Below are 25,643 nucleotides of genomic sequence, written 5' to 3'. Positions count from 1 at the left end.
AATTAAACCTATTTTCTTAAAATCTCCTTTGCCTTTGCCATATCTTCAGGGGTATTCACATTCATTAAAGCATCCGGGTTGGCAGGCTTCAGGATTAATGTATCGCTGTTGATCAGAACTTTTCTGGGGCACGTATTTCCCAATCCTAAAAAATTCAGGAGTAAAGGATAGCTTTTAGGCTCCCAAATGGTAATCAATGGTTCGGGTAAGCCGTCAAAAGGACTTTCGTAGGTTGTCGCTGCTTTTTCCGGGTTTCTGGATTGTATCAGAAATTCTAATGAATTTTTGTCCAGAAGGGGAAGGTCACAAGCTACTACCAGCCATGCTTTATCTCTTTGAGAACGTAATGCGGAAAGTATTCCGCCGAAAGGACCCATATTTAAAAAAGTGTCGGTAAGGAAATTGTAATTTGTATCAAAATTTTCCAGCTGGTCTTGTCTGCATGAAATAAAAACTTCATCACAAATTGCAGCTAAAAGATCAGCGGCATAATACTTTTGTTCTTTGCCATGCCAGTTGATTTTGTCTTTAGGATTTCCAATACGCTGGCTTTTTCCTCCGGCAAGTACCAGTCCGTTTAATGTGGGGAAATCATTCTCTTTTAAAATCATTTTTACCTCCTGATTTTTCTATTAGTTTTATTTCTTTAATCACAATATCATGGCTTAATGCTTTGCACATATCATAAATGGTAAGTGCGGCAACCGATGCGCCTGTCAATGCTTCCATCTCAATACCTGTTTTTGCTTCGATTTCAGCAGTACAATAGATTTCAATCTCATCCTGAGAATTGATTTCAATCTCTATTTCACAATTATCCATACCTATCGGATGGCAGAGTGGGATGAGGTCACCAGTTTTTTTCGCGGCCATTATTCCTGCAATGATTGCAGTCTGGAAAACAGAACCTTTTTTAGTTTTAAAGTCATCTTTTTGAAGCGCTTTCAGAATATTTCGGGGAAGTATCACAACCGCTTTAGCGACTGCTTTCCGGTGCGTTATTTTTTTACTGCCAACATTTACCATGCCCGGCTGCCCCTTTGTATTAAGATGTGAAAAGTTTGTCATGAGTAAGATTAAAAATTATATTTCCATATTTTATATACTTCGCCTTTCTTACATTCTGTTTTTTCCAGAGGAAGTTCTATGAATGCATGGGTATCGGCAAGATGGGAAAAATCCCCGGAACCGTTGGTGTCGACTGATTCTGCAATTAATTGTCCGGATTGATTAACACTCAGTTTTACCTGTGCAAAATACTGAAGCGGAAAAGGAAAATCTATATCGTTTTGTAAAACGGCATACTGTGTTGTTTCCGGAATTCTTAAAGATCTTTCCAACCAGGGAATAAAATACCTGTGTAAGCACATAAATACGGAAACCGGATTCCCCGGAAATGCAAAAACTAATTTTTCATTTGGACTTTTTCCAAACCAGAACGGTTTTCCCGGTCTTTGTTTTATTTTGTGAAAAAGCTTTTCTATCCCCAATTCTTCACAGGCTTTGGGGAGATAATCAAATTTTCCCATAGAAACTCCGCCGCTCATCAGCAAAATATCATATTTATCAATACATCGGGAAAGTTCTTTTTTTATGAATTCAAAATCATCATTCCAATGCAGCCAATCTGCATTCATTTTATATTTTTCCAAAACGGATTTTATGGTAATTCCGTTGGAACGTCTTATCTGAAATGGAGTAGGAGTGGTTTCAGCCGAAATCATTTCGTCTCCGGTGGAAATAATAACAACTCTGGGAAGTTTTTTTACAGATAATAATGTTTTCCCGACTGACGCAGCAATTCCGAGAATAGCGGGAGTAATTACCTGATGGGCCTGTACCAATATTTCTCCAGTTTTTTTATCTTTTCCCTTCCTATGGATATTCTGTCCTTGTTTAAGATCGATCGTAAGACTCGCGATATTGTTGTCAATCGAAATGTCTTCATACCGGATAACCGTATCTATCGAAGTATGTAGCGCTGCTCCGGTCATAATTTCAATGCATTCGTCCTCATTGTCTATGGAAAAAGGAACTTCTCCGGCTGCCTGCACAGCTTTAATTGTAAAAGAGCGAATTCCCTTTTCATACGAATTGAAATTTATCGCAATTCCATCTACTGTGGGTCTGTTAAAAGGAGGCAAATCGCAATCGGCCACAATATTTTCAGCTAAGACTCTGCCTAAGGCATTTTCATAGAAAATCTCTTCCGTTCCAAAGTCTTTAATTTGGGAAAGTATGATTTCTTCTGCCTGTTGTACGCTAATCATTTCCATAGTTATCCTCCTATTGTTGCCATTGACTGATGAATTTGCGATTCGGTCAAACTCAGTTTTTGAGCTTCCCATCCGTCTTTTGATTTATTATGTATGCTGTTGATAATAATATTTTTCAGCTCTTCATCTGTTTTTCCTGCACGGATTTCATCTTTTAGATTGACACCGCTACCTTCATATAAACACGTTCTTAGAATACCTGAAGGAGTGATTCTTACCCTGTTGCAATCTCCGCAAAATGACCGTGTGTAAGCTGCAATGATCCCTACATCACCTGTAAATCCGGGAATCTTATAATTATACGAGGTTGAACTTTTAGGATCATCTACTTTTTGGATTTCGGGAAAACACTCTTTTATATAGCTGTAAATTTGTGTGAAATTCCATTTCAAAGAAATGTCAGTATCGCCGCCATTAAAAGGCATTTCTTCAATAAAACGGACATCAACAGGAAGGTCTTTTGCAAGCATTACCAAAGGTATAATATCTTCCATGTTTTCCCCTTCCATCACTACCGTATTGATTTTTACTTTTATATCATTTTGTAATAAACTATATAAGGTCTTCATTACCTTATCAAAACTATTTCTTCTTGTAATTCGTAAAAAGCGTTCCTTATCGAGGGTGTCAAGACTAAGGTTGACGGATTTTATCCCGTATTTTTTTAGTTGCGGAATATATTGTTCAGTAAGAAGGCCGTTGGTTGTTATACTTAGGTCAGTAAGTCCATCTAGTTGAGATATATTCTGGATGAGTTCTATACTGTTTTTTCTGACAAAAGGCTCTCCTCCTGTTATCCTGATTTTATTTACTCCCATTTCCGTAAATACAGAGCAGATTCTGAGCATCTCTTCATCAGTCATTAAATCCTTTTGCTTAATCCAGGAAAGGCCCTTTTCCGGCATACAGTAAGTGCAGCGAAGGTTACACCGGTCCACGATAGCGAGCCGGAGATAATTGATATTCCTTCCAAATTTATCGGTCAACATTTTTAAATACAATAGGACGTATTACAAATATACTGATTGTTTTCCTACCAATAGGTTATTTGGCTGCCCATTGTGGAATCATGTTTATTACCAGTTTTTGGAGATCCACCAGATTGATTTTTATTACGTTACCTCTATCTGTCTGGTTTAACAACCGAAAATCAGTTTTCAAGCTTCAATATGACCTGTTCAACCTATTTGATCTTCTCACCATTTTTATTTTGAAATAATTTTACTCTAACAAAAGATCAACATTATGAATACGACATTGAATTTTAGTAAAAGGGTGCTCGTTACTTTATCGCTGATTATTTTTACAGGGATAGGATTATCATCTTTAAAAGCACAGACTTATACAACTGGTGAGAAAAGTTTAGAAAATGAAGCTATCAGATCAGCTTTTCAAAATACAAAAAAAATAAGGGCCGGACTGCTGGATGTGGGGTATGCAGAAGTAGGACCTAAAACAGGGAAACCAGTGATCCTTCTTCATGGATGGCCATACGATATCCATAGTTTTGAGGAATCCTCTGCTATCCTTGCCGAAAAGGGGTATCGGGTTTTGATACCTTATTTGAGAGGTTACGGAACAACCACCTTTGTGTCTCCCAATACAAAACGCAATGGCCAGCAAAGCGCTGTGGCACTGGATATCATTTCTTTTATGGATGCTCTAAAGATAGATAAAGCAATTATTGGTGGTTTTGACTGGGGGGCAAGAACGGCGGATATTATTGCAGCACTATGGCCAGAGCGTTGCACTGCTTTAGTGGCTGTTAGCGGTTATCTGATTGGAAGTCCAAAGGCAAATGAAAAACCTCTTCTACCAAACGCTGAATTTTTATGGTGGTATCAATATTACTTTTCGACTGAAAGAGGTTATAAAGGCTATAAAGCCAATACTGCAGCTTTCAATAAACTGATCTGGAAAACAGCCTCACCAAAATGGACTTTTGATGAACAAACCTACCAGCGCTCTGTAGGAACATTTGATAACCCTGACCATGTTGATATCGTCATCCATAATTACCGATGGCGTCTGGGATTGGCTAAAGGGGAAAAACAATACGATGTACTTGAATCCAAACTGGCGCAGTCTCCTGATATTACAGTCCCAACCGTTACGCTGGAAGGAGATGCAAACGGAGCTGCGTTCCCGGCTCCCGAGAGTTACGCCTCTAAATATACCGGAAAATATGTGCATCACACAATAACAGGAGGAATAGGGCATAATTTACCACAGGAAGCTCCAAAAGCATTTGCAGATGCCATCATTGAGGCAGATTCCATGTCTCAGATTAGAAAATAAACTTATCTGAAATTAAAGACCAACAGCAATAGCATCATTATTGGTTATTGTAGTTCTACGAAAAGAAGATTGAGACAAGAATAATTAGAAGAAGAAATCCTTATCTTTATACATGCCTAAAGTCAAAATGAGCAAATCTTTTCATAATTTGAAGTTTGAATTTTTAGATAACATAGAAATGTTTTCATCTGAAAATGAGATAGAATATTTTCCATTTCATTTTCATGATTATTTTTGTGTATCTCTTATTTATAAGGGGACAGAACATCTCCAAACACTAGGTGGAGATCATTATGCAATTTCAGGCACGATTAGTATTACTCAGGCAAATGAAGTGCACAAAAATAGTTCAATTGATACTTTACCGTATAGTTATAAAACTTTTTATATAAATCCAGATGTATTAAAATTTTATAATAATGGAAAAACAATTAATCAGCTTGAGCGTACCATAGATGATCCTGGTTTATTTCAAACATTTAGTAATCTGTCTATAAACGGAGAAAACAGTCTACAGGATATGGAAAGTGCCCTAAAAAAGCTTGTTTTTTTTGGAGAAAAAGATAGCGGAAAACAGCTGGAATCCTCATTTTCCCTCATTGATGAGATCGCAGATAGTATTCCATACATACCCATAAATCTGGAGAGTCTTTCTGAAAAATTTTTCAAGAGCAAATTTCATTTTGCCCGTGAATTTAAAAAAGCGAAAGGAATTTCTCCTCTGGCTTACATTATGCTTAAAAGACTAAAAAATGCAAAGAGGATGTTGCTTCAAGGAGAAGACATACTCACTGTTTGCTATTTAATGGGATTTTATGATGCTGCACATTTAAATTCTGCGTTCAAACGTTTCTTTGGAGTTACATTAAGAATGATAAAAAACAGCAATATTATACAAAATATTTAGGTAAAAGTGAGATATTTTTGTATATATATAACTATGTATGGAGCGAATTTTAATAACTTTATTTTTTTTAGTATTAACTACCACAAATGGAAAGGCTCAATATATCCAGAAGCTGTCCCCAAAAGTACAAGTTGGAGTTAATAAAAATATCGAAACCTATTTTTTTGCCGAAAAACTGGCGGTGGAACATATTGGTTACTATGTGTTTGATCATAATACAGTAGATTATTCCCACCAACCGATTGTCTATTTTGGTTTCCAACATTTTAAAAAATATAAAGAGAAACCTTCAATACTTCGCATTGCAGAACTATTAAGACAGATTAGAGATCTTTTGCATGATAACGGACCCATATTAGACCATCTGCTTAATCAAAAGGATTTTCCGGCGGAAGGTCAAATTTATGATGGTATACAAGTAAAAATTGATCCACAGATAAAAGAACATCCGGAAGTAGAGCCAATGATTAAAGAACTTACTGATAGTCTTAGGAGCTTTTATACCCATGCAGATATTGGAAGTTTTATAAAAAAAAATAATGCATTTTATAAGGGGGCACTAACAGAAACGGCAAAAGATATTACGCCTGACAGCTATCAATATATGGAAAAATGGTATGGACAGATATTTCCTGGCTATATGCTTTATATTTCACCTGCTATGCCCATTACACCTGGTAAAGACAATTATAGAGGCTTTGGGCCTAATATTTTGTCGGCTGACGGTAAAATTCCTTCTATGGTTGTAAGTTCCAGTAAAATGCTTCCTTTGCAACAAAATCTAGCGTCATACCGCCATTTCGGATTTGACAATCCAAAAGTAACTTCCTTTATTAGCGGCCATGAAATCGGACATACTTTCGTTAATCCATTATTAGATATTTTCAAAGATCAGATTCAGGCAGATTCTGCATTATATACACATGAGCTTGCTGCTTTAGTAGAAAAAAACAATATTAGAGGATGGTATGTATGTTTAATTGAACATCTGGTTAGACTCGGTGAAATCCGTGTTGCTTTAGCAATGAAAAATCCACAAGAAGCTGAACGTCTTAGACGTATACACATTGGAGAGTTTAAGTGTGTTTTAATACCAATGTTGGAAATTAAGATCGCTGAATATGAGCGTAACAGAATAAAGTATCCTACTTTTGAAAGCTACTTACCCAAACTGCTAAGTTATATATCTTCATTAACTCCCGAAGAAATTAATATTCAAGTTTCAAAGTACAAAAATTATAAAATGTGAGTGTATTGTGATTGTTTAATTTTAAGGCATTTTATTGTATCTTTAATGATAATTAGATAGTTAAATGGAAATAAAAAAAGATCAAAATTTAATCCACTTCTTATGAACTTGACAGGAAGCTATTCAAACTCTGCTTTTTAAGATCTTAAATATATTTTAGGTGTATGTGGTTGATAATTATGACTTTATAAATTTTGTTTTGGTTTGAATCCTGTTGAATGTTTTAGCTTGTATCTTTTTTTATTGGTTAATTGAACTAGATTTACATACATTTATAAGCTAAAAAGGATGACCATAAAAGTATATAAACCTGAGAACCCCATACTGAAAAAATATATTGAATGCTTTTATATCCTCGAACAGACTTCTGAAGAATCCTACACAACTTATTTCACCTTTCCAAGCATCTATACCATTGTCACCGCCAGTGAGAAAACAGAAACTCTGGCCACCAAAGATAGAATAATAACGAGATACTGCCAGTACAATCCAATTGAAACGAACTTGGTAAGCAATTTTAATGAGCCTGTATTGGTTAGCTATGAAGGCCTCATCAATGAAGTTACTACGTACTTCAAACCATTGGGGATCAATGCTTTTATACCCAATGATTTAAGAGATTATTCAGAAGGAAGCTTTCCTGATTTTAATCCATACGAGGATTATAAAGAAACTATGGCAGCTATTCTTTCGATAAAAGACCCGCATGAAAAAATAAGGGCAATAGAATTGTACTGGCTTTCAAAATTTCGACCGTTTGAAGATACCTTGTTGACACAGGTACTGGCTGAAATGTTCGATACCAATAACATCAATCAGTCTATGACGAAATTGTCATATACAACCGGCCGGTCGCGAACAACGATCAACAAGCATTTTGATCAACATATTTGTAAAACGCCCTCCCAGTTCAAGAAGATTATCAGATTCAGAGCCGCTATTCAAAGTCAGCTTGATGATAAAAATGGAGTTGGGCTATCCTATAGTGTGGATTATTTTGACCAGTCTCACATGATCAGGGATTTTAAAAAATTGACAGGTTTTACGCCAAAAGTTTTTTTTTCAAAAACAACAACACTTGAAAAAGATCTCATAAAATGGATGTTTATTTAGTGGGGTTTACAAAAATACAATGATGCCGGTTGATTAAGTGGTAACATTACAGCCTAATAATATCATTCAATAGTTTATGAAGCTCATCCTAATCATCCTGTTATTTCCATTTTTTATTTTTGGACAGAAAAATAGGTCAGCTACTCTTGCGGAATATATGCAAGCCCAGGTTGATATCAATAATTTTAGTGGAACTGTTCTTGTGTCGAAAGACGGCCATGTTTTACTGAAAAAAGCGTACGGTTTGGCAGATTATGAGTGGAATATTAAAAACACCATAGACACTAAATTTCAGTTGGCTTCAGTTACAAAACAATTTACTGCCACAGCGATACTTCTATTGATTGAAAAAGGGAAACTGTCTCTGGATGATAAACTGAGTAAATTTCTGCCGGATTATCCCAGGGCCGATAGTGTTACAATCCATATGCTATTATCACATACCTCCGGCTTGGCTATGGGTTTTAAAGAAATTGCCGTAAGCTCGATGGATAAGGATTCTGCCTATGCAAAAATAAAGAAAATGCCTTATGAATTCTCTCCCGGAACTAAAAGCGGATACAGTAATATCGGCTATTATTTATTAGCTAAAATTATTGAAAAAGTATCAGGTGAGAAGTACGCCGCTTTCTTAAAGAAGAATATATTTGAAAAAGCAGGAATGAAGAATACCGATGTCAGTAATAATGAATCTATAGTTGAAAAGAAAGCAAAAGCTTACTATCACACAGAAAACGGGCTGATTCACAATCCTTATATCAACTGGGAAATTAATGTAGGGCATGATGGGGTTTATTCTACCGTTGAAGATCTGGCCTTATGGGATAAAGCACTATATGGAACAGGTATTCTTTCCGCACAGATGAAAAAACTAATGTTTACGCCCTATGGCACTGAAAACTGGGGATATGGCTTTATCATCAATCCGTTTTACAATCACGGGCATCAGTTAATTGCCCATGATGGTGGCTTTTTTGGTACCATGACCTCCTTTAACCGATTTACGGATGACAAACTTTTTGTGACTGTACTTTCCAATAATGAATCATTTTCCTATATCATCAGTTATGGACTTTCCGCCATTGCGTTGGGAAAAGAGGTGGAGCTTCCTTACAAACACCATCGAATTGAAATAGACCCAAGTTTATATGATCAATACGTAGGTACATATGATAAAATTACCATATTGAAAACTGACGGTAAACTTTATTTTAACAGTACGGAAATGGAGCTCATCCCAGAGTCTAAGACCAAATTTTTTAGGGCTGATAATCATGACAGAACCATTGAATTTATTCCGGATAGTAAAGGACTTTACAATTCTATAATTCTGACAAAAGGTGGGGTAAAAGAAGTGATAAGAAGGAATAAATAGTTACAATAGTCTTGAGGTTGAATTGCCTACAATTAGATATGGTAATGATATACTTTTTTTGTTTCAACGTTAAATTTTGCAATAGTTTGAATGTCATGACAAAAATGATAATTTAGTCTTAGATAAATATCTTATAAGACTAATGCATTCAATCATTAAAAAATAACTAAACAAAATAATATGAAAAAAATAATACTGATTCGATTCTTCTTATTGGCAATATGCTTTGTATCAGGGTCTAAATACCATTCACAATCCAAAACTTATGAACCCGTTTCAAAGGAACTTTATAATACGATTATAAAGAAAGATAGTCTTCTTTTCAGTGCAGCCAATGCAGGAGATATTAGTACGCTTAAAACTTTTTTCACTAAAGATCTTGAATTCTTTCACGATGTCGGAGGTTTAGCAGGATACGATGAGACCATTGATAATTTTGCAAGAGTGGCCAAAAATTATGGATACACCAGAAGGATTCTTGTTCCTAATAGTGTTGAAGTATACCCAATAAAAGATTATGGAGCAATACAAACAGGTCTTCATCAATTTTGTCGTCTGGAAAATAAAGAATTAATTAATTGTGGAACTTTCAAATTTGTACATATTTGGAAACAAACTCCTGATGGCTGGAAAATTTCGAGAGTAGTCAGTTATGGACATTAGCTTCACTCCAACTTATTGAAGGAAGGTTAGGCTTTTTTGTGTAACAAACAAGCCAAACAGATTGTTTGGACTGGTGGTTTTTTCCAACCATTGTCTTCAACCTGTTTGGCTTTAAGGAAAATAGGTTTCTACTTCCTTGTTAAGCATTCTGTTGTTCTAACCATTTCAAAATCGACTGGGTCGTTTCTTCTGGCTTTTCTTGTTGAATCCAATGGCCGCAATCCAGACTCACAATATCCAGATTAGGAACAATATTTTTTAGGTTTTCAGATTGGGGAATCGTGTCCTGTTCACCATATATCATAAGAGTCGGCTGATGAATGATTGGGGGTACGTCCGCCATTAAGTGCCAGTTTCTATCAAGGTTTCTGTACCAGTCTATACTTCCTGTAAACCCTGATGATTCGAAAGCAGAAACAAATACAGACAGTTCGTTGTCTTCCATTAAAGGTTCTCCCAGTGGATTTTCTGCTCTTGCAAGATTGATCATTAGCATTCCGGGCTCTGGTGGTGTTGGAGGTACATTTTTGCGGAATATGTTACGGAGGAACTGAGAGGTGTTTTCAGTCATTATAGCATCTGCTACTCCCGGCTGTCGATTGAAGTGAACAAAATAGAAGTCTCCTCCAAATATAGCTTCCATCAACTCAATCCATGGTTGTTCTCCACGCTCTTGATAAGGCAAGGCCAGGTTTATTATTTTATTTACCCGCTCAGGATGTAATAGTGCCAGGTTCCAAACAACATTTGCACCCCAATCATGACCAACAAAAGTGGCATCTTCATATCCAAAGTGATCGAGTAGTGCGACCAGATCACCTGTCAGGTGTACAATATCATATTCAGTTACTTCGGTCGGTCGGGATGAGTTGCCATAACCTCTCTGGTTTGGAATGATCACATGATACCCAGCTGCAACCAATGCTGACACCTGATTACGCCAGGAAAAAGCATGTTCCGGAAAGCCGTGGCAGAGTACAATAGGTTTTCCAGCATTCTGTTTACCTGCTTCAAAGACTTCCAGCTCTACACCATTGACTGAAATAAGAGTGGGATTGGGAAAATGGGTTGAGCTAAACACTGAGCTAATTTCGTTTGTCATTTTTATTCTTTTAAAGATTAATTAATGATGCAAACTTACACCTGCAATGTGACAGCAGTGTGTCAGCAGTCAAAAATAAATTAGATCTATTACCTTCTGCTGCTGCAAAATCTCACCGACTTTGAGCTGGTAAATAAGATCATTTTCATTACATAAACTTCCTGATTTTACCAGCCTGCCGGCAACCGGGTTAGAAGTTGCTACTGGTCTCATATAGGCATTGAAATCATTTTCAAAAGGTATGTTACTTTTGCCGTAGATGCGAAATGTAAAAAGGTAGAGGGGGTTTAGTAAATTAATTGATTTTCAGTATAATAACGTATTTTTGTTTTCAATGAGTTCGGGACAACTGACCAACCTAATATAATTAATGAGATAAGATTGTGTATTATGTTCCGGTAATTCAAAATTATTTTACACTTTAACCAATTTTAAATTATTTGTATGAGAATTACGTTGAATTTGCCTATCGCCAGCTGTATAGCAGGTCTTGCCTTTTTCACTGGTTGTTCAAAACAGTTAGCTCCGGAAAGTACTGGTAAAAAACCAGGGATCAGTCAAAAAATTAAAGCAACAGGGTTTGAAGTTGATGACAATCCCGCATGGGTAGAAGATTTTAATCAAAAAGATGGTTTTGATACCACAATATGGTCAAAAATACCTGCAGGAAAATCTGACTGGGATAAACACATGAGTGACAACAATGCATGTTATGCCATGAGAGACGGTAAACTCGTATTACGAGGAATTGTAAATCCCAATACTTCGATTGACTCCAGGCCCTATTTAACAGGAGGTGTGCAATCAAAAGATAAGAAAGACTTTGGTTTGGGGCGTATTGAAATCAGGGCAAAATTTAGTTCAGCCAGAGGGGCGTGGCCGGCGCTTTGGATGCTTTCATCAACAGGAAACTATCCGGAAGGGGGTGAAATAGATATTATGGAGCATTTAAATTATGATAAACTTGTCTATCAAACGATTCATACCAAATATACACTGGCTAATGGTAATCCGAATGTTCCTCAGCGTTTTGCGCAGGTTCCGATTGCCGAAGGTTTTAATACGTACGCCATTGAAAAGCATCAGGATAGTATCGTGTTTTTTGTTAATAATAAAAGAAGTTTTGCTTATCCCCGTACCACCACAAATCAGTTCCCTTTTGCGGACGTGAATCATTATTTATTGCTGGACATGCAGCTTGGAGGTAGCTGGGTAGGGCATGTTGATCCGACAACATTGCCTGTAGAAATGGAAATCGACTGGGTGAAGTTTTATCCGCTGCGCAAAGTCTCCGGACTTTGAGCCGGTAAATAAGATCATTTCCTTTACGCTTGCTCCAAAATTATGAACGGCCAGACCACAAACGAATATAAAAATATCAGGAAATAAGTACCAATTTATGCACTTTTAAGCTTTTGAAACCTCTTCTCATTTTTGTTATATGAATTTTGCATGTAAATAATTCAAATTACATGTTATGAAAAAGTTCTTATTACTAGTTGTTGTTATTTTTATCACCTCATGCAGCAATGACGATTCAAACTCCTCAGCCGATAGAAAAGTACAGGCACAGCAAAAACTTGATAAAGCTTTGTCCAACTTCCCGGGCTTAAGCCTTAGTGTAAAGACAGCTTCAGGGAATTATACCCTGGTTGCAGGAGACGCGGTAATTAATGAAAAGCCGATGGCTGCTTCTGCCCTTCATTATATGCAGAGTATTTCAAAAACCTTTACCGCAGTGGCTGTCCTAAAACTGAAAGAAGAGGGCAAAATTAATCTCGATGCCAGGGTAAACACCTATCTTCCTGATATTTGTAATCATCTGCCAAACGGAAATATCATTACGGTAAGGCAACTGCTTACGATGGCATCAGGCCTTCCTGATTATTTAGATAACGAACAGTTTTTAAACGATGCTGTTACAGGGCCACTGCCTATGACGAGCGAACAGGTATTGAGCTATATATACAATCAACCCGCAAAATTTGCACCCGGTACTTCATTTGGCTATTGCAATATAAATTATCACTTGCTGGCTCTTATTATAGATAGGGTTACTCCAAACGGGCATCGAAAGTATATTACGGACAAAATAATTAACACCATTGGACTTTCCAACACCTATTATATAGCGGGCTCGGCAAGCACTACGGCTCCTCAGGGGACGACGGCCAGCTATCTGGAAATAGATGGCGCTTTTACTGATATGAGCCACTTGCAGTTGGGTACAGTCCTTACGTTCATTGGTGATGATGGTATTGTGGCTTCTGTTCAGGATATCGCGGGATTTTACTACAAGCTGCTCCATGACAAAACGGTATTGTCACCCGCATCACTGGAAGAAATGAAGGTTGCGGTGAGTGATCAGGGTACTCCGGTATATGGTTTAGGGCTGTATTTTTATAAAACCAATAGTGGCCTGCAAGCCATCGGCCACGAGGGTAGTGGGATCGGAGCCGGTGCCTATGCTTTTTATTTTCCTTCCAAAAATACCAGCGTCGTCCTGTGTACAAACGCGGGAACGCTTACCGATGCTATAAAAGAGAAACAGTTACGGACATTGTATGATGAAATTACAGGGATATTGCTTGAGTAAAAACTAATTTAAACCGCTGCATCTCGTTCCTTATTTACGAAGATATCTGATAATAACGAGCCATTAGCAAGCAGTAATGGAAAGAGGAGTGAAGAAATTGCCATTGGTCTCTTCATCAACATCGATACTATCCAGAGTCTGCTGTGCAACGTCTTCTGATTTTGAGCTGGTAAATAAGATTATTTCCTTTATACTTGCTCCGAAGCCAGGAGACTTCAGAGAACGGGGGATTTAATTTCCATACATGGAATAGTCAGGTGAATATATGCTTTGGTGTGTTCAATCTTGTAGTGGGTTGAATGTATTATGAATAACATATTTGATTTATTATTACATTAGTACTATGTTAATTTTAAATCAATTATGAAAGCATTGGTCATTTCAGGAGGAGGGAGCAAAGGTGCTTTTGCAGGCGGGGTAGCTGAACATCTTATAGAACATAATAAAAACGACTATGAACTCTTTGTAGGGACTTCAACCGGAAGTCTTCTGATTCCTTTTCTGGCTCTTGGAGATATCCAAAGAATTAAAAAGCTATATACCACCATCGAGCAGTCCGATATTTTTACGGTTTGTCCGTTTAAAATAACGAAGAAGAACGGTGAAGTAAAAGTAGGGATCAATCATCTGGCGATTATCAGGCAGTTTATAAAAAGACAAAAGACATTAGGAGACAGTACCAACCTCAGAAATCTTATCCGCAATAGCTTTACAAAGCGGGATTTTGAAAAAATAAAAGAGCTGAAAAAAGAAATTGTAGTCACAGTAGCCAACCTTACAACGCAGCAAATAGAGTATAAGTCTTCTAATGAACACAGTTATGAGGATTTTTGCGACTGGATCTGGGCTTCATCCAATATGGTTCCTCTAATGAGCTTATGCCGGAAGAACGGAAATGAATATGCTGACGGAGGCTTTGGAAACCTTATCCCTTTACAGTACGCCCTGGAAAAAGGAGCATCATCCATAGATGCCATTGTATTGCGGCTGGAAAAAACGTCATACAATAATCCACCTCTCCAGAATGTATTGGATGTTTTTGCCCGTACCACAGATTTTATGCTGAATCAGATTGCCAGTGACGATCTTATTATTTCACAGTTGGAAGCGGCAACCACCAATGTACACATCAATTTCTTTTTTATCAACAGGATACTTACCACCCATTCATTTATATTTGATAAAGAGGAGATGACGAAATGGTGGCAGGAAGGACTGGAGCTTTTCCAAACCACCGAATGCAAAAGTTTATTGTTAAAAGCGAAGCCTGCAGACCTATGAATTTTCAATCGTAAAGTCTTTGGATTTGACTGGTAAATAAGGTTATTTTCTTTAAATTTACTCCAAAGTCAGGAGACTTCAGAGAGTGAGGATTTATCCAATATCTTGTAAATGGACTCTATATTTTGAACCATTTTGCCATACTATTGTAGGATTCTTATTTTTATACTTTTCTTTTATTACTTTAGAAATATGTTCATTTGCAATCATATCACTTTCGTAAATATTAGGGAGCTTGAAAGTACGCTTATAATTAAGATGTAATTCTTCAACTAAATTTTTTGCAAAATCAAAATTTTCTAAATCATAAAAAATTTCAAATTCATCTAAACCAACTATGTGCTTTCTTGATAGAAAAGAAAAATACGATAAAATGCATTCCAAAATTGTTTTATGAGAAAACTTATAATCTCCATTTGAGTTTCTGTTTAAAAGTGTTCTGCTACGAATCTCTAATTCGTTTAAATTGATATTATTTCTCACGGCAATTGCTTGTGATTCTTCAAAACTTATAAAATATCCATTTTCTTTATAGTTATTATAAATAGATATTGCTAGTTCATATGTGAAGAAATATAAATTGTTTTTAAAGATATATCGTTCTGAATCAAAATATTTTTTGGATTCTCTGTCAATCCAAGCTTCAATTAATGTTTCATATACTTCAAATTTTAAGAAATCACTCCTATTTAATTTTACCAAATCCTCAATATAGGATAGTAACATAGGGCGGAAGAAAATATCTTTTGTACTCAGAATAATTTTTTTTGCCTTTTCCTTTTTTTCAATTTCCCAAAATGGGAATGTATTATGTAGATATTTGTTAACATCAGTTTGATTAAATGGAGAAAGGTAGACCTTTTTGATAATGTGAAAACCATTCCCTTCTGTATTATATTTTTTTATTTTTAGTTCGAATGGTTCATCCTTTTCATTTATAAAAAAATTAGTTCGACAAGTTATTATTACTTGTTTAAAATGAGATACTAAATTTATTAATTTGTCAAAGAATAAGGCATAATTATTTGTCTGTTCATGGAAAAAAAGATTAGATTCATCGAGAGCATCTAATAGTAATATAGTTTTTTCAGGATCTGAAATTTCAGAAATTATTTTTTTTAATTCATCAAAATTTTCTCCTAAAGGTAATAGCTTTATTTTTGTGTCTGAAAAAGCAATATTTCGAATGTTTTTGTTATAGAGTCTAAATAAGTTTAGAAGAAATGTAGTTTTTCCCATGCCAGCATCTCCTAAAATTAAATAAAATTTCTGTTCAATGTCTTTTATTCTAAAAACATTCTTTAAAAAAAAATTAAGCAAATCCTCACGAACTACAAATGCAAAATTACTATTGTATTCAATTTCGTTTGAAGGATCTATATTTTGACATTTTGAACGGATATACTTTTTTTTAGCAGATTTTAGAACTGAATTTGTATAATATGGTTTAAGATTAAGATTGTTTTTTCTTTTTAAAAATAAACTATATAAGTATTTAGTGATGATGGTTATTGCTGTACCAATAGCTCCGAAGTTTATAAATCCAGATAAGATTTTGGATATTTGAGGCTCAAAATAGCGATTGAAAAAAGTTTCAATTAGTTCATTCATGGTTAAGTTTTTATATTGTATATCTTAAGCATTTGATAACGATAATTATAAAATGCTAACCCGATATATAATCTTCTGATTTACAGTTTGTTTTTGAACATGTTTTATTAAATTTTAATGTCATTAATTTAGGCCTTAATTGTAGTTAAAACATAATTTAAATTCTCAAATGTATAAATCAATGGATTAAGTTTCTTACGGATTTCTGTAATGAACAAAAATAAAAAACATCTTAGAATTTTGATTCGTATTTTTACAGGATTTCCTCTGCTGCATAAAATCTTCCGACTTTGAATTGATAATTAAGCTCATGTCCTTTAAACTTGCTCCAAGGGTGGGAGGTTAAAGTGAACAGAGGAACTGACTAACTGTATTATAGAAGTTTTAAAATTCTAATTCCAGTATTTGTGGCTTATTTTTATTAGACATAAATTTCCAAATACTATAATCCATATCCCTTCTTGATATTTCTAAAATATCGGCTGTATATTCTACAATTTTTTTTGCTGAATTATAATTTACAAATTCGATATCAGCTTTTACTAAAAAATTTATAATATGCCTATCAACAGCTATTGTTTCTACATTCATCAACTTAAGGAAATAATCTAAAGTCTTATTACCAATACCTTGTATATTTAAAAATTCATTAGCATGGATAGGATTTTGCAGATGAATAGATAAATCGTAGCTGTCAGATATTCTGTTTTCTACTAAATATTCTATAACAGATTTAAACCTAGATATTTTTATTTCGTTTTTCCACTGTAAAAACTCTGATATGTTTGTTTGTTCTAAAATAGTAATTAAGCCATTTAAATCATTTGCTGATTCATAATTTTTATAAATATTTAATACCCGAGGAAATACAACTGTTTTATAATTTAACCCCGCTTGGAGAATTATATCAGCCAACACAGCTCCTAAATGGTTATTATAAAAGCATATGTTACTCTTTATTATATTGAAATCAGGATTGTTTTCAATAAACTTTATTAAATTATTTATTTCTATATTATAATTCATCTTTAATTCTTTTCAATGCATCTAGCCTATCAACACAATTAGGGCATGCTCCACAAGGTATTATGGGTGATGCTTGGCATGAAAAAGTTTTTCCTATAGGAGCATTTAATTCTATACCAAGTTTTGCGACTTCAAATTTAGACAAATTTCTAAAAGGCATTTCAATTTTAACAGATCCATATTCACTAAGCAAAGATTCAAGGTTATTAAAGAATTCATTTGAACAATCTATTTCTTTTGCATGGTTACTATTAATAAAAGCTGAATAAACAGAATTATAATTTAAAGTTCTTGCAAAAGATGCTGCAGCGGTTAATAGCAATACATTTCTATAGGGAATATATAAATCATCCGCAGTAATATTATCTTCCCATAAATTTGCAGGATTGATAAATTTTGAATTAGAGAACTTATATATATCTGAAATATCTATTATTTCAAGGTCATTCAAATGTTTTTCGGGAAGAACTACTTTTAGGCTCTGTAATTCTTTATCAAAACAATGTTGACCGTAATTTATTATCAATGGAGTGAAGTTTATATTATTTTTTATAAATAAATAACATAGAGTTGTAGAGTCTAAACCTCCAGATACAAGGATTACACCTTCATTTAGATTCATCATAATTTAGAGCTTAATTGAAATACTTCACTGACTACTTCATCCATATTATTTGAAATAAAAGTAACAGAATTTGTTAACATACAGTTTTTAGCAATATCATAGGGGTCAAAGATGATAATAGGCATTCTTTTTTCAGATGCGATTCCTATCTCGACTAGTGTTCCAGGATCATTATATAAAAGAGTCGCAATCATAAGCTGACATTCATTTAATATTTTCATGTCATTTTGATAAATTTGTTTTTTCTGATCTTCACTATCGTCTTCATTCATTTGGCCATTTTCTTTAATTGGCCTTCTAGGACGAAAATTATGATATTGTAAAGCCTGAAATAATAAATCTATGTGATTGGTATCTACAAAATCAAAATCAGGGGCTGCTAAGTAAATATTTATATTACTTCTCTTTTCCCAATTTAAAGTTATTCCTGTGAGATTTCTTAGATTTTCAATCGGTATCTCCATATAACGATTTACGGCTTCTTTGAAATTATTTGGAAAAGTAGTTGAAGCATATTCCATGGCTATAAAAGAAGCGATGGTTAAATTATCAAATATATTATTATAAATTTCAGATTCAAAAATAGCATTAAATACATCACCAACTCCTACCGAATGTACGACAGGTTTTGTTTGCGATGAAACTTGATATACCTTTTTTTCATTGAACGAATATAATCTAGTTCCTCCTCTGTTTTCTTTTAATATAAGTTGATTACAATGTGGTTCAAAGAAACTTGCAAATTCCTCAAAAGAAAAATTATCATTATTAGTTATAAACTTTTTAAAAATTTTTGATGATGTGGATACATAAATATTCTCAAATCTTGTTTGAGTTACCTTTAGAACTTCAATACTATTTTCGCCTAATTCTAGACTAATTTTTTGTTTTTTATTTTTTACTTTAGATAGTACTTCCTGTATGTCGAATTGACCTAAAGTTATTAATATCCGATTTTCAGTTATAACTGGATCATTATTATAGTCAAAAATTATTTCATCACGTAGAAGTAATTCATAACCTTGGTCACCAATCTCTTTTGGTTCACTTATTAAAATTATATTTGGAGAGTTTGTGGTTGTTGCTATTTTAAATGTAACTGGGTTTCCAAGGGTTTCAGTAAATGTTTTTATTCTTTCATCTAAATATTCAGGCGATATGTAAGCTATTTCATATTTATTAGATACTGCCCATAGAGCTCGAGCTGAGTGAATAATACCACCTAACCGCATTTTAAGGTCATCCTTGCTGTTTTTTAATGTAACATCTACCATGATATCTCCTAAGAGACAAATATTATTCATTAGGCGTTACATTAATTGTTACTGTTGAAATGGGGGTTATAGTTGTGCTTGATATGATTCCGACATAATTGTAATCTTGTAAGCATGCTATTAAATAATTAAATTTTGTAGGCAAATTTCCAATTTCATAATCATTTAATAAAGCTACAATTCGCGTTCCATTGAATGATATGCTAATTTTAGAATTTACCTCTGGTAGTTTATTGTTAGTGGTGTAATATGTTGATATTTCAACATCTTCCAAGTCTGTAGAAAAGGCTTTACCACATTCAGAATTAACTGAGCTGCCACCTTGGTTAGGGTTGTTGCTCTTATGTCCTTGAAAATCAGAAAAGTTTCCAGATCCTGTACTGCCCATAGTTTTTTAGTTTTAGTTAAAATGTAATATAATACCAAATATATAAATTAATATATTTTGATTTTTATGGTTTTCCGTAAACACCAAAAATAAAAATCTCCCTAAAATTTTCGATCAGTATTATCACGGAATTTCTTAAAGATTGCGAAAATTTAATCACAAAAAAATCCCAACTCTCGTCAGGATTATTCATTTATAAGTTTAAAGAAATCAGATAAACTAATTTTTCTTGCTTCACATAGTTTAAAAAGTGTTTCGACTGGTATTCTGTATGTTTCTTCACTTTTAATTTTTCTAATGGTACTTTCTTCTACACCATGATTTTTGGCAAAAGAATTTTGTGACTTGCCTTCTTGAAGCCAAGGTATCAACCATTTTTTTGTAATGTATGAACAAATTTTCTCGTTTATATCTGTCATAAAACAAATGAAATAATTAAATAATAAAAAACTACGGTCGATCGACCGTAATTGAATTTCTTTTATTACATTTATAAAAAAATACAACCTCATGAAAAAGATAAAAACATATTTCGATACTCGGTTTCGGGCAGACAAAAAGCACTCAGGGTTGCAGCTGATGGAAACTTTCTTCCACTTCAATGAGCTGGATGATTCCAAAGAAATGCTTAGTAACTTAGTGAACTATGCGGTAAAGAGAAATAGCTGGATCCATAAAGATCCGGCGGTCATCTTCCAGTTTCATCAGTCGATGAGGTCATTGATCCGGGCAGGATATCTCATGATGCTAAAGGAAAGAAAATGGACTGTTGATACCCAACCGGATAAGATTTCCCCGTGGCTTCTTGGCCTGCTTTCTGAGAAGGAATACCGGAATCCGGTGCTGGTTTTCAAAAAAGCATTCAGAGCATACACCCTCAAAGAATTTGATTATTTTATGTCCGGAATCGTCTATTTCTCCATGGGTGTCTATGAAAATCTACCGGAAAGAAATATCGTGATGCCCTACATTCATACGGTTAAAATGCTGGATGCGGCACACCTTATCATTCAAAGAAAGAGAGAAAAGAAAATGGCTGACATCAATTCAGGATAAGAAGTTTATGTAATATGGACCTTAAACAATTGAATAGCTTCTGGTTTGAAAAAAGAGGGTAGTATTTAAACCATTAAGAAAAATGAAGATTTTAAGGAAAGTTAAGATCTATCAAAGATGGATAGGGCAGTTCGCTTAAAAATAGCTTTAGCTGTTCCCTTAACTTTTCTTAAACCCTTAAAAAATCTTAATGGTTCAATATATTTAATCAAGAAAAAATGCCCCTGAAAAGGGGCATTGTATATTATTGTGCTCTTACTTGCTCTAGCTTTATGAATATTTTAGTAAGATTGGGTTGGGCACTGCCTGAAGTAGGCGCTCCTGCCATAATAGTTGCGGTATAAGCGGTTTTAGAAGAAGGATTACTGTCTATCCAGGTGTATCTTCTATGCTCAGGTCCGCCACTGGCTCCATCTATAATCCCTATGTTCCCCCAGTAGGCGGTTCCTATTGGCCCTGTGCCTTGAGGAACCCAGGAAGTTGATGAATCTGCCATACCGCCCCAAACTCCTGAAGTAATATTGTTGGTTGTTACCGCTGAACCAATATAACCACCATATTCGGTATTATAATTCCAATACAGATTAACGGTAGAGCCTGTATTATTAAACAATTGTACATTAGGAACTGCAGCGGTTGTACCACTTGTGGTATCAAATATTACCCTGATCGAATACTTACCATCCGGGGTAGCAAGAGGGAAAGTATAGGCCTGTTTCCCGTTGGGATCAGTTGTTAGGGTAGAATATCCCATCACAGCGACAGATGAAATGTCTGCACGGCTGGTATTTCCCACTGTAGCGGTGCAGTTTTGTCCAGCTGTTAGGAAAGGAATTGCAGTACTGGTCATAGGAAGAGTCATATCATTAGCCGTGGTAGGAGTCCCAGTGACTGAGAATACCAATTCGCCATCACCAAACTCTAAAGTTCCAGGTCTTAGCTGGAAGGTTAATCCGTTCACTGTAAAAGGAGCTCCTGAATTATACGAACCTCCGTTTCCCTGGTTATAGGTAATTCTCAGGTTTCCATTGAAAGGAGTACCGGGAGTATACGTAGAAGGATTTAAGTAAGCCGTAGTACATTGTAATGCGGAAATTGAGGGAGCGATGGTATTTGTTGCTTCCGTAAGTCTTTGCCATACTGCTCCATCAAAATAATAATAGCCCATAGCAGTAACATTGATACGCTGTCCTGTGGCATCTCCACCGGTAACATCCGTAATATAAATCAATGCTCCTCTCTGATCGCTGCCATAAGTTGCGGTATTTACAGTAAGTTCAGCTCTTGTAAGCCTCGGAGCCTGCAATCCGAATGTTTGGGTGTTATCCGTAATCACTCCTGAATTATCTCTTTTAGCAGATACATCCACAGTTGTTTTTGGTATAGTCGTATTGAAGCCTACTTGGGCAAACGAGAATCCGGAAATCAGAATAGCACTGAATTGTGTAAATTTTGTTTTCATATTAAGGTGTTATTTGGGTAAATCAAATATAACTTTTTTTAATGAAAAAATAAAAAAACGCCCTTATAATTGAAGAAAATTAATTAATTAGTAATATTCTATTACAATATGTGAATTGGAAGTTGGCTTGTAATGTGTTTAATTTCAGTGTTTTAAGTTTGATTAATGCTATTTGTATCAAATCCTGTCAATTCTATTTTTCTCTAAAATAAGATGATTTTTTTTTGATATATAGATATTTGTATTCATTATTTTATTTCAATCGGTTTTAATATCGTGAATATATAAACAAATTATAGTATAGCTAAATATAAATGGTTATACGTGAGTCTGATAGATTGTTCAAGGTTTAAAATATACCCGTCGATTTTTCTTGATAAAATTCTAAATCGTAAGCACTTTTTTTGGTTATCAAGAGAACTTGAAGAGACAGTATTCAAATTTTTATTTAAATCACATTCTTACACGTTTATAGATGATTTGATTTGTTTAGTCCAGCGAGAAAATAATTACCTTCCCAACTCCTAAAAGCAGGATTATTTTTTAGTGGACAAAAGCGGGTCGATTTTCAAAATCATTTCCTTCGCATTCTTATTGGTTGGGTCCAGCTCTAATGATTTCTGATAATCGTTTTTTGATAATTGATATTCTTTTTTATTGAAGTAGGCTTCGCCACGACTGTCATAAACGTTAGCTGATCCGGGAAACTCAGAGACATTAAGACTGAAAATTTTAAGGGCTGCATCTACATTTCCACTTCTTAATAGTTCATATCCTAGCTTATTAAGCTCACCTGGGTTCTCAAAGCTATATTCATTTTTAGATTTTTCTTTGAGTACATAGTATGTTTCTATAGCTTTAATAATGTCACCGAGAGATTCCTTTCTGATCTCCTGATAAATAGATTTTTTAGGAATTTCATACTCTTTTCCCAACATTAAGTTGTGAATAATATGTCCCAGATCCCACACTCTGTTTAGATTATTAGACACCAGAATTATTGTAATATTATTTTTAAAATCATTTAAATAGATGGATTCAAATTTATAAGAAACTCCATTGTGTCGTTGTAGGTCTTCTTTTTCAAAGTATCTGCCAAGTGACCCACCTTCATCTTTTGCATATGGGTTATTCAGCAAAGTTTGAAGAGATTCTTTGGAAATTAATCGATTAGAATTCAATGCATCAATCCATTTATAAAGATCATTGATGTCTACCCAAAGCCATCCGCTGATAAATTTTAGTTCCGGGCATCGGACATTATCCATATCATAACAGGATGTTCGGTTTTTATAACCCAATTTAGGTTCAAATACCGAATTGGTCATTTTCAATGGTTTCACAATATTTTTAATAACAAATTCCTCGAATGATATTCCGGTAACCTTCTCAATGATTCTTCTTTGCAAAAAGACATTGCCATTATCATACCTGTAGCCGGTTCCCGGTTCAAACAATAAGGTATCATTGCTTTTCAAAATCTTCCATGCACCTTCATCATTGATGATCGTTAACCCTGACTCTATTCGGGGCATGCCACTGGCATAATTAATAAGATGTCTTATAGTGACCTTTTCAGCCCATTTTGGTAACCCTAAATTAAATTTGGAAACCTTGTCATCAAGATGAAGAAGACCACGTTCAACTAAAATCATGATGGCAACAGCATTAAATTCCTTTGCAATGGATCCAATATTAAATATCGACTTATCATTTAGATGGGTTTGTCTTTTTTCATCAGTAAAACCAAATGATTTCTGATAGATGACTTTATTATTTTTAGCAATAAGGACATTTCCATTGAATAAGCCTCTTTCATAGGATTTTGCCATTAAGGAATCAATTGAGCTGATGAGTCTTTTTTTCATTTTATCACCTGTGGTATCTGTTTTTTGTTGCGTAGCGAGTTGAATATTTTTCTCGCTTTTCTGTGAAAATACAGATATTGAAAAAAGAAAAAGAAAGGGTACAATTATATTTTTCATGAGTTTTTTTGAATTTAATTTTTTTGATGCAAATATGCATCAGAAAGTCACAGGACGCGACCGATTAAAAAAAATCGAACTCATTTTCTGAAAATAATTTGATTTTACAAAGCTTGTTTTCTGTAATCTGTTGGTGTTTTTCCTGTATATTTTTTGAAAGAAGTATTAAACGAAGATTTTGAATTAAAACCAACATAATATAAGATTTCTAAAACAGTCAGTTCTTTTTGAGACGGATCTTTTAGGATTTGCATTGCTTTTTCAATTCGATATTCATTAACGAAATCGAAAAAATGTTTATCCATATACAAATTAATCAAAGTAGATAAATCTTTAACGGACATTTTTACTTGTTCTGATAAATCCTGAATGGTTAATGAGGAATCCAGATAAGGTTCTCTTTCAACCATAAAGTTTTTTAAAAATTCGATTTGTTCATTTTTTTCCTCAACTATTAATGAGGTGCTTTTTTGTTTGGGAACAACTTCTGTAATAGGTTTCAGATCAGAATTCACTCCTCGGAAAAACTCAGGATTATTTAATGCAACAAATAGATACCAACACGTACAAAATAAAAATGCAAACCCATCAAGCATTACAATCCAAGCCCGGATCTCACCCAGCCCAAAAATAAAAGTGACCAGCCATCTTATCAAAACTATAAAATGTAAGACATAATATAGAATTGTTATGGTATATAGCGCGTTAAGGATGGAAATATTGGGGTTTGTATAATTTTCGAGATACACCGTTTTAGATTTTCTGATCACCAGAAATGAAGCAATAAAATAGACTTGAAACAAAAATTCGAAAAGAAATTGAAAAAATTGCATGAGAGGCATATCATTCATGCCATTGATAAAATCTATTTTCGAGGCTCTGTCTACAAAATAAATTCCCCACATCAAATACAAATTGTAAGCAACAAACGGAATCGCATGCAGTAAATGTTTTCGTTTTAATCGAAAGTTGTAGTAACAAACGGACAATACATAGAGATAAAACGATGCCGGAACCAAATAAACAATACTCCAGCGAAACGCTTCGAGGTTGATATAATTAACCGGAAATTCGCGCTGCAAAAATTTTAAGGCATCTACAGCATTTGTAAAGAGAAAAAAAGCAAGAAGGCAATTTCTTAGTTTGTACTTTGTTTTAACAGTAAGTAAAAACAGGGCAAGAAGAAGCACTAAAAATATTCCTGCAAATGCTGTTATTTCCAAAAAGCTGTATTTGTCCATGGTTTTTAAGAAGAAATACAAATGTAATTCTTATGAAATTAAAATAGGATACTATACATTTAAATGTAGTGAATCAAATAATATTTGTTTTATAATCAACCTGGTTTATTGGTGT

At 34.4% G+C, this 25,643-nt stretch carries 25 protein-coding genes; 11 read left to right on the top strand and 14 right to left on the bottom strand.

Annotated features, from left to right (window positions below; genetic code table 11):
* Positions 1–8 precede the first annotated feature (8 nt).
* From EG342_RS21545 to moaA, 4 genes are read right to left on the bottom strand one after another with little or no spacing between them, the layout of a single operon-like run.
* Positions 9–611 (bottom strand): NTP transferase domain-containing protein, encoded by a 603-nt coding sequence (locus tag EG342_RS21545; protein WP_103289776.1) that lies wholly within the window; start codon positions 609–611, stop codon positions 9–11.
* A complete protein-coding gene (moaC, locus tag EG342_RS21540) occupies positions 592–1,068 on the bottom strand; it encodes a cyclic pyranopterin monophosphate synthase MoaC (protein ID WP_103289773.1) in 477 nt (158 codons plus the stop codon). The genes EG342_RS21545 and moaC overlap by 20 nt, the downstream gene beginning before the upstream one ends.
* Positions 1,069–1,076: 8 nt before the next feature.
* On the bottom strand, positions 1,077–2,276 hold the full coding sequence (locus EG342_RS21535) for a molybdopterin molybdotransferase MoeA (RefSeq protein WP_103289770.1): 1,200 nt from the start codon (positions 2,274–2,276) through the stop codon (positions 1,077–1,079).
* Positions 2,277–2,278: 2 nt separating this feature from the next.
* Entirely contained in the window at positions 2,279–3,265 is a 987-nt protein-coding gene (gene moaA / locus EG342_RS21530) for a GTP 3',8-cyclase MoaA (RefSeq protein ID WP_103289767.1), read from the bottom strand.
* A gap of 256 nt (positions 3,266–3,521) precedes the next feature.
* Between moaA and EG342_RS21525 the strand changes: the two genes are divergently transcribed.
* The 6 genes from EG342_RS21525 to EG342_RS21500 all read left to right on the top strand — a co-directional run bounded on the left by EG342_RS21525 (position 3,522) and on the right by EG342_RS21500 (position 9,881).
* On the top strand, positions 3,522–4,574 hold the full coding sequence (locus EG342_RS21525; protein WP_103289764.1) for an alpha/beta fold hydrolase: 1,053 nt from the start codon (positions 3,522–3,524) through the stop codon (positions 4,572–4,574).
* A gap of 112 nt (positions 4,575–4,686) precedes the next feature.
* Positions 4,687–5,481, top strand: coding sequence for an AraC family transcriptional regulator (locus EG342_RS21520; protein WP_103289762.1), 795 nt, complete (start codon positions 4,687–4,689; stop codon positions 5,479–5,481).
* Positions 5,482–5,518: 37 nt separating this feature from the next.
* Positions 5,519–6,730: a DUF4932 domain-containing protein gene (locus tag EG342_RS21515; protein WP_103289760.1), complete on the top strand. Its 1,212-nt coding sequence runs from the start codon at positions 5,519–5,521 to the stop codon at positions 6,728–6,730.
* 288 nt (positions 6,731–7,018) lie between these two features.
* On the top strand, positions 7,019–7,843 hold the full coding sequence (locus tag EG342_RS21510) for a helix-turn-helix domain-containing protein (RefSeq protein WP_103289758.1): 825 nt from the start codon (positions 7,019–7,021) through the stop codon (positions 7,841–7,843).
* Positions 7,844–7,919: 76 nt separating this feature from the next.
* Positions 7,920–9,218: a serine hydrolase gene (locus EG342_RS21505; RefSeq protein WP_103289755.1), complete on the top strand. Its 1,299-nt coding sequence runs from the start codon at positions 7,920–7,922 to the stop codon at positions 9,216–9,218.
* A gap of 180 nt (positions 9,219–9,398) precedes the next feature.
* The gene (locus EG342_RS21500; RefSeq protein ID WP_103289753.1) at positions 9,399–9,881 is read left to right on the top strand and encodes a nuclear transport factor 2 family protein; all 483 of its coding nucleotides are present in this window, start codon (positions 9,399–9,401) and stop codon (positions 9,879–9,881) included.
* A 139-nt stretch (positions 9,882–10,020) separates the two neighbouring features.
* Here the strand turns inward: EG342_RS21500 and EG342_RS21495 are convergent, their stop codons facing one another.
* On the bottom strand, positions 10,021–10,983 hold the full coding sequence (locus tag EG342_RS21495) for an alpha/beta fold hydrolase (protein WP_103289751.1): 963 nt from the start codon (positions 10,981–10,983) through the stop codon (positions 10,021–10,023).
* A 444-nt stretch (positions 10,984–11,427) separates the two neighbouring features.
* On the opposite strand from EG342_RS21495, the gene EG342_RS21490 reads away from it, so the two are divergent.
* The 4 genes from EG342_RS21490 (at position 11,428) to EG342_RS21480 (ending at position 14,860) form a co-directional block, all read left to right on the top strand.
* Positions 11,428–12,285: a glycoside hydrolase family 16 protein gene (locus EG342_RS21490; RefSeq protein WP_103289748.1), complete on the top strand. Its 858-nt coding sequence runs from the start codon at positions 11,428–11,430 to the stop codon at positions 12,283–12,285.
* 175 nt (positions 12,286–12,460) lie between these two features.
* On the top strand, positions 12,461–13,579 hold the full coding sequence (locus EG342_RS21485; protein WP_103289746.1) for a serine hydrolase domain-containing protein: 1,119 nt from the start codon (positions 12,461–12,463) through the stop codon (positions 13,577–13,579).
* Positions 13,580–13,655: 76 nt separating this feature from the next.
* Positions 13,656–13,814, top strand: coding sequence for a hypothetical protein (locus EG342_RS25270; protein ID WP_164465217.1), 159 nt, complete (start codon positions 13,656–13,658; stop codon positions 13,812–13,814).
* Between the two features lie 128 nt (positions 13,815–13,942).
* A complete protein-coding gene (locus EG342_RS21480) occupies positions 13,943–14,860 on the top strand; it encodes a patatin-like phospholipase family protein (protein WP_103289743.1) in 918 nt (305 codons plus the stop codon).
* Between the two features lie 93 nt (positions 14,861–14,953).
* On the opposite strand, the gene EG342_RS21475 is transcribed toward EG342_RS21480, so the two are convergent.
* From EG342_RS21475 to EG342_RS21450, 6 genes are all read right to left on the bottom strand, one after another.
* Entirely contained in the window at positions 14,954–16,471 is a 1,518-nt protein-coding gene (locus EG342_RS21475; RefSeq protein WP_103289740.1) for an NACHT domain-containing protein, read from the bottom strand.
* A gap of 384 nt (positions 16,472–16,855) precedes the next feature.
* Positions 16,856–17,497 (bottom strand): hypothetical protein, encoded by a 642-nt coding sequence (locus EG342_RS21470; RefSeq protein ID WP_103289737.1) that lies wholly within the window; start codon positions 17,495–17,497, stop codon positions 16,856–16,858.
* Positions 17,487–18,122, bottom strand: coding sequence for a 7-cyano-7-deazaguanine synthase (locus EG342_RS21465; RefSeq protein ID WP_213083892.1), 636 nt, complete (start codon positions 18,120–18,122; stop codon positions 17,487–17,489). The genes EG342_RS21470 and EG342_RS21465 overlap by 11 nt, the downstream gene beginning before the upstream one ends.
* Positions 18,119–19,426: a nucleoside 2-deoxyribosyltransferase gene (locus EG342_RS21460; protein WP_103289735.1), complete on the bottom strand. Its 1,308-nt coding sequence runs from the start codon at positions 19,424–19,426 to the stop codon at positions 18,119–18,121. Before EG342_RS21460 ends, EG342_RS21465 begins: the two co-directional genes overlap by 4 nt.
* Positions 19,419–19,784, bottom strand: a complete 366-nt coding sequence (locus tag EG342_RS21455; protein ID WP_103289732.1) for a hypothetical protein — start codon at positions 19,782–19,784, stop codon at positions 19,419–19,421. Before EG342_RS21455 ends, EG342_RS21460 begins: the two co-directional genes overlap by 8 nt.
* A gap of 185 nt (positions 19,785–19,969) precedes the next feature.
* The gene (locus tag EG342_RS21450) at positions 19,970–20,203 is read right to left on the bottom strand and encodes a helix-turn-helix domain-containing protein (protein WP_103289729.1); all 234 of its coding nucleotides are present in this window, start codon (positions 20,201–20,203) and stop codon (positions 19,970–19,972) included.
* Between the two features lie 91 nt (positions 20,204–20,294).
* On the opposite strand from EG342_RS21450, the gene EG342_RS21445 reads away from it, so the two are divergent.
* Positions 20,295–20,840 carry a hypothetical protein gene (locus tag EG342_RS21445; RefSeq protein WP_103289726.1) on the top strand — a complete coding sequence of 182 codons (546 nt, stop codon included), beginning with the start codon at positions 20,295–20,297 and terminating at the stop codon, positions 20,838–20,840.
* Positions 20,841–21,084: 244 nt separating this feature from the next.
* On the opposite strand, the gene EG342_RS21440 is transcribed toward EG342_RS21445, so the two are convergent.
* From EG342_RS21440 to EG342_RS21430, 3 genes are all read right to left on the bottom strand, one after another.
* Positions 21,085–22,302, bottom strand: a complete 1,218-nt coding sequence (locus tag EG342_RS21440; protein ID WP_103289723.1) for a hypothetical protein — start codon at positions 22,300–22,302, stop codon at positions 21,085–21,087.
* 536 nt (positions 22,303–22,838) lie between these two features.
* A complete protein-coding gene (locus tag EG342_RS21435; protein ID WP_103289722.1) occupies positions 22,839–24,287 on the bottom strand; it encodes a serine hydrolase domain-containing protein in 1,449 nt (482 codons plus the stop codon).
* A gap of 104 nt (positions 24,288–24,391) precedes the next feature.
* Positions 24,392–25,528: a helix-turn-helix domain-containing protein gene (locus EG342_RS21430; RefSeq protein ID WP_103289720.1), complete on the bottom strand. Its 1,137-nt coding sequence runs from the start codon at positions 25,526–25,528 to the stop codon at positions 24,392–24,394.
* Positions 25,529–25,643: the final 115 nt, after the last annotated feature.

Origin of the sequence: Chryseobacterium lactis (genome assembly GCF_003815875.1) — a bacterium.
GTDB classification, from domain to species: domain Bacteria; phylum Bacteroidota; class Bacteroidia; order Flavobacteriales; family Weeksellaceae; genus Chryseobacterium; species Chryseobacterium lactis.
Note: the sequence above shows the minus strand (reverse complement) of the source record. Positions and strands in the feature narration are given on the sequence as shown.

What these genes read in the sequence shown, in the direction of transcription:
- EG342_RS21545 (WP_103289776.1), bottom strand. Translation starts at nt 611, where the DNA reads ATGATTTTAAAAGAGAATGATTTCCCCACATTAAACGGACTGGTACTT.
- moaC (WP_103289773.1), bottom strand. Translation starts at nt 1,068, where the DNA reads ATGACAAACTTTTCACATCTTAATACAAAGGGGCAGCCGGGCATGGTA.
- EG342_RS21535 (WP_103289770.1), bottom strand. Translation starts at nt 2,276, where the DNA reads ATGGAAATGATTAGCGTACAACAGGCAGAAGAAATCATACTTTCCCAA.
- moaA (WP_103289767.1), bottom strand. Translation starts at nt 3,265, where the DNA reads ATGTTGACCGATAAATTTGGAAGGAATATCAATTATCTCCGGCTCGCT.
- EG342_RS21525 (WP_103289764.1), top strand. Translation starts at nt 3,522, where the DNA reads ATGAATACGACATTGAATTTTAGTAAAAGGGTGCTCGTTACTTTATCG.
- EG342_RS21520 (WP_103289762.1), top strand. Translation starts at nt 4,687, where the DNA reads ATGCCTAAAGTCAAAATGAGCAAATCTTTTCATAATTTGAAGTTTGAA.
- EG342_RS21515 (WP_103289760.1), top strand. Translation starts at nt 5,519, where the DNA reads ATGGAGCGAATTTTAATAACTTTATTTTTTTTAGTATTAACTACCACA.
- EG342_RS21510 (WP_103289758.1), top strand. Translation starts at nt 7,019, where the DNA reads ATGACCATAAAAGTATATAAACCTGAGAACCCCATACTGAAAAAATAT.
- EG342_RS21505 (WP_103289755.1), top strand. Translation starts at nt 7,920, where the DNA reads ATGAAGCTCATCCTAATCATCCTGTTATTTCCATTTTTTATTTTTGGA.
- EG342_RS21500 (WP_103289753.1), top strand. Translation starts at nt 9,399, where the DNA reads ATGAAAAAAATAATACTGATTCGATTCTTCTTATTGGCAATATGCTTT.
- EG342_RS21495 (WP_103289751.1), bottom strand. Translation starts at nt 10,983, where the DNA reads ATGACAAACGAAATTAGCTCAGTGTTTAGCTCAACCCATTTTCCCAAT.
- EG342_RS21490 (WP_103289748.1), top strand. Translation starts at nt 11,428, where the DNA reads ATGAGAATTACGTTGAATTTGCCTATCGCCAGCTGTATAGCAGGTCTT.
- EG342_RS21485 (WP_103289746.1), top strand. Translation starts at nt 12,461, where the DNA reads ATGAAAAAGTTCTTATTACTAGTTGTTGTTATTTTTATCACCTCATGC.
- EG342_RS25270 (WP_164465217.1), top strand. Translation starts at nt 13,656, where the DNA reads ATGGAAAGAGGAGTGAAGAAATTGCCATTGGTCTCTTCATCAACATCG.
- EG342_RS21480 (WP_103289743.1), top strand. Translation starts at nt 13,943, where the DNA reads ATGAAAGCATTGGTCATTTCAGGAGGAGGGAGCAAAGGTGCTTTTGCA.
- EG342_RS21475 (WP_103289740.1), bottom strand. Translation starts at nt 16,471, where the DNA reads ATGAATGAACTAATTGAAACTTTTTTCAATCGCTATTTTGAGCCTCAA.
- EG342_RS21470 (WP_103289737.1), bottom strand. Translation starts at nt 17,497, where the DNA reads ATGAATTATAATATAGAAATAAATAATTTAATAAAGTTTATTGAAAAC.
- EG342_RS21465 (WP_213083892.1), bottom strand. Translation starts at nt 18,122, where the DNA reads ATGATGAATCTAAATGAAGGTGTAATCCTTGTATCTGGAGGTTTAGAC.
- EG342_RS21460 (WP_103289735.1), bottom strand. Translation starts at nt 19,426, where the DNA reads ATGAATAATATTTGTCTCTTAGGAGATATCATGGTAGATGTTACATTA.
- EG342_RS21455 (WP_103289732.1), bottom strand. Translation starts at nt 19,784, where the DNA reads ATGGGCAGTACAGGATCTGGAAACTTTTCTGATTTTCAAGGACATAAG.
- EG342_RS21450 (WP_103289729.1), bottom strand. Translation starts at nt 20,203, where the DNA reads ATGACAGATATAAACGAGAAAATTTGTTCATACATTACAAAAAAATGG.
- EG342_RS21445 (WP_103289726.1), top strand. Translation starts at nt 20,295, where the DNA reads ATGAAAAAGATAAAAACATATTTCGATACTCGGTTTCGGGCAGACAAA.
- EG342_RS21440 (WP_103289723.1), bottom strand. Translation starts at nt 22,302, where the DNA reads ATGAAAACAAAATTTACACAATTCAGTGCTATTCTGATTTCCGGATTC.
- EG342_RS21435 (WP_103289722.1), bottom strand. Translation starts at nt 24,287, where the DNA reads ATGAAAAATATAATTGTACCCTTTCTTTTTCTTTTTTCAATATCTGTA.
- EG342_RS21430 (WP_103289720.1), bottom strand. Translation starts at nt 25,528, where the DNA reads ATGGACAAATACAGCTTTTTGGAAATAACAGCATTTGCAGGAATATTT.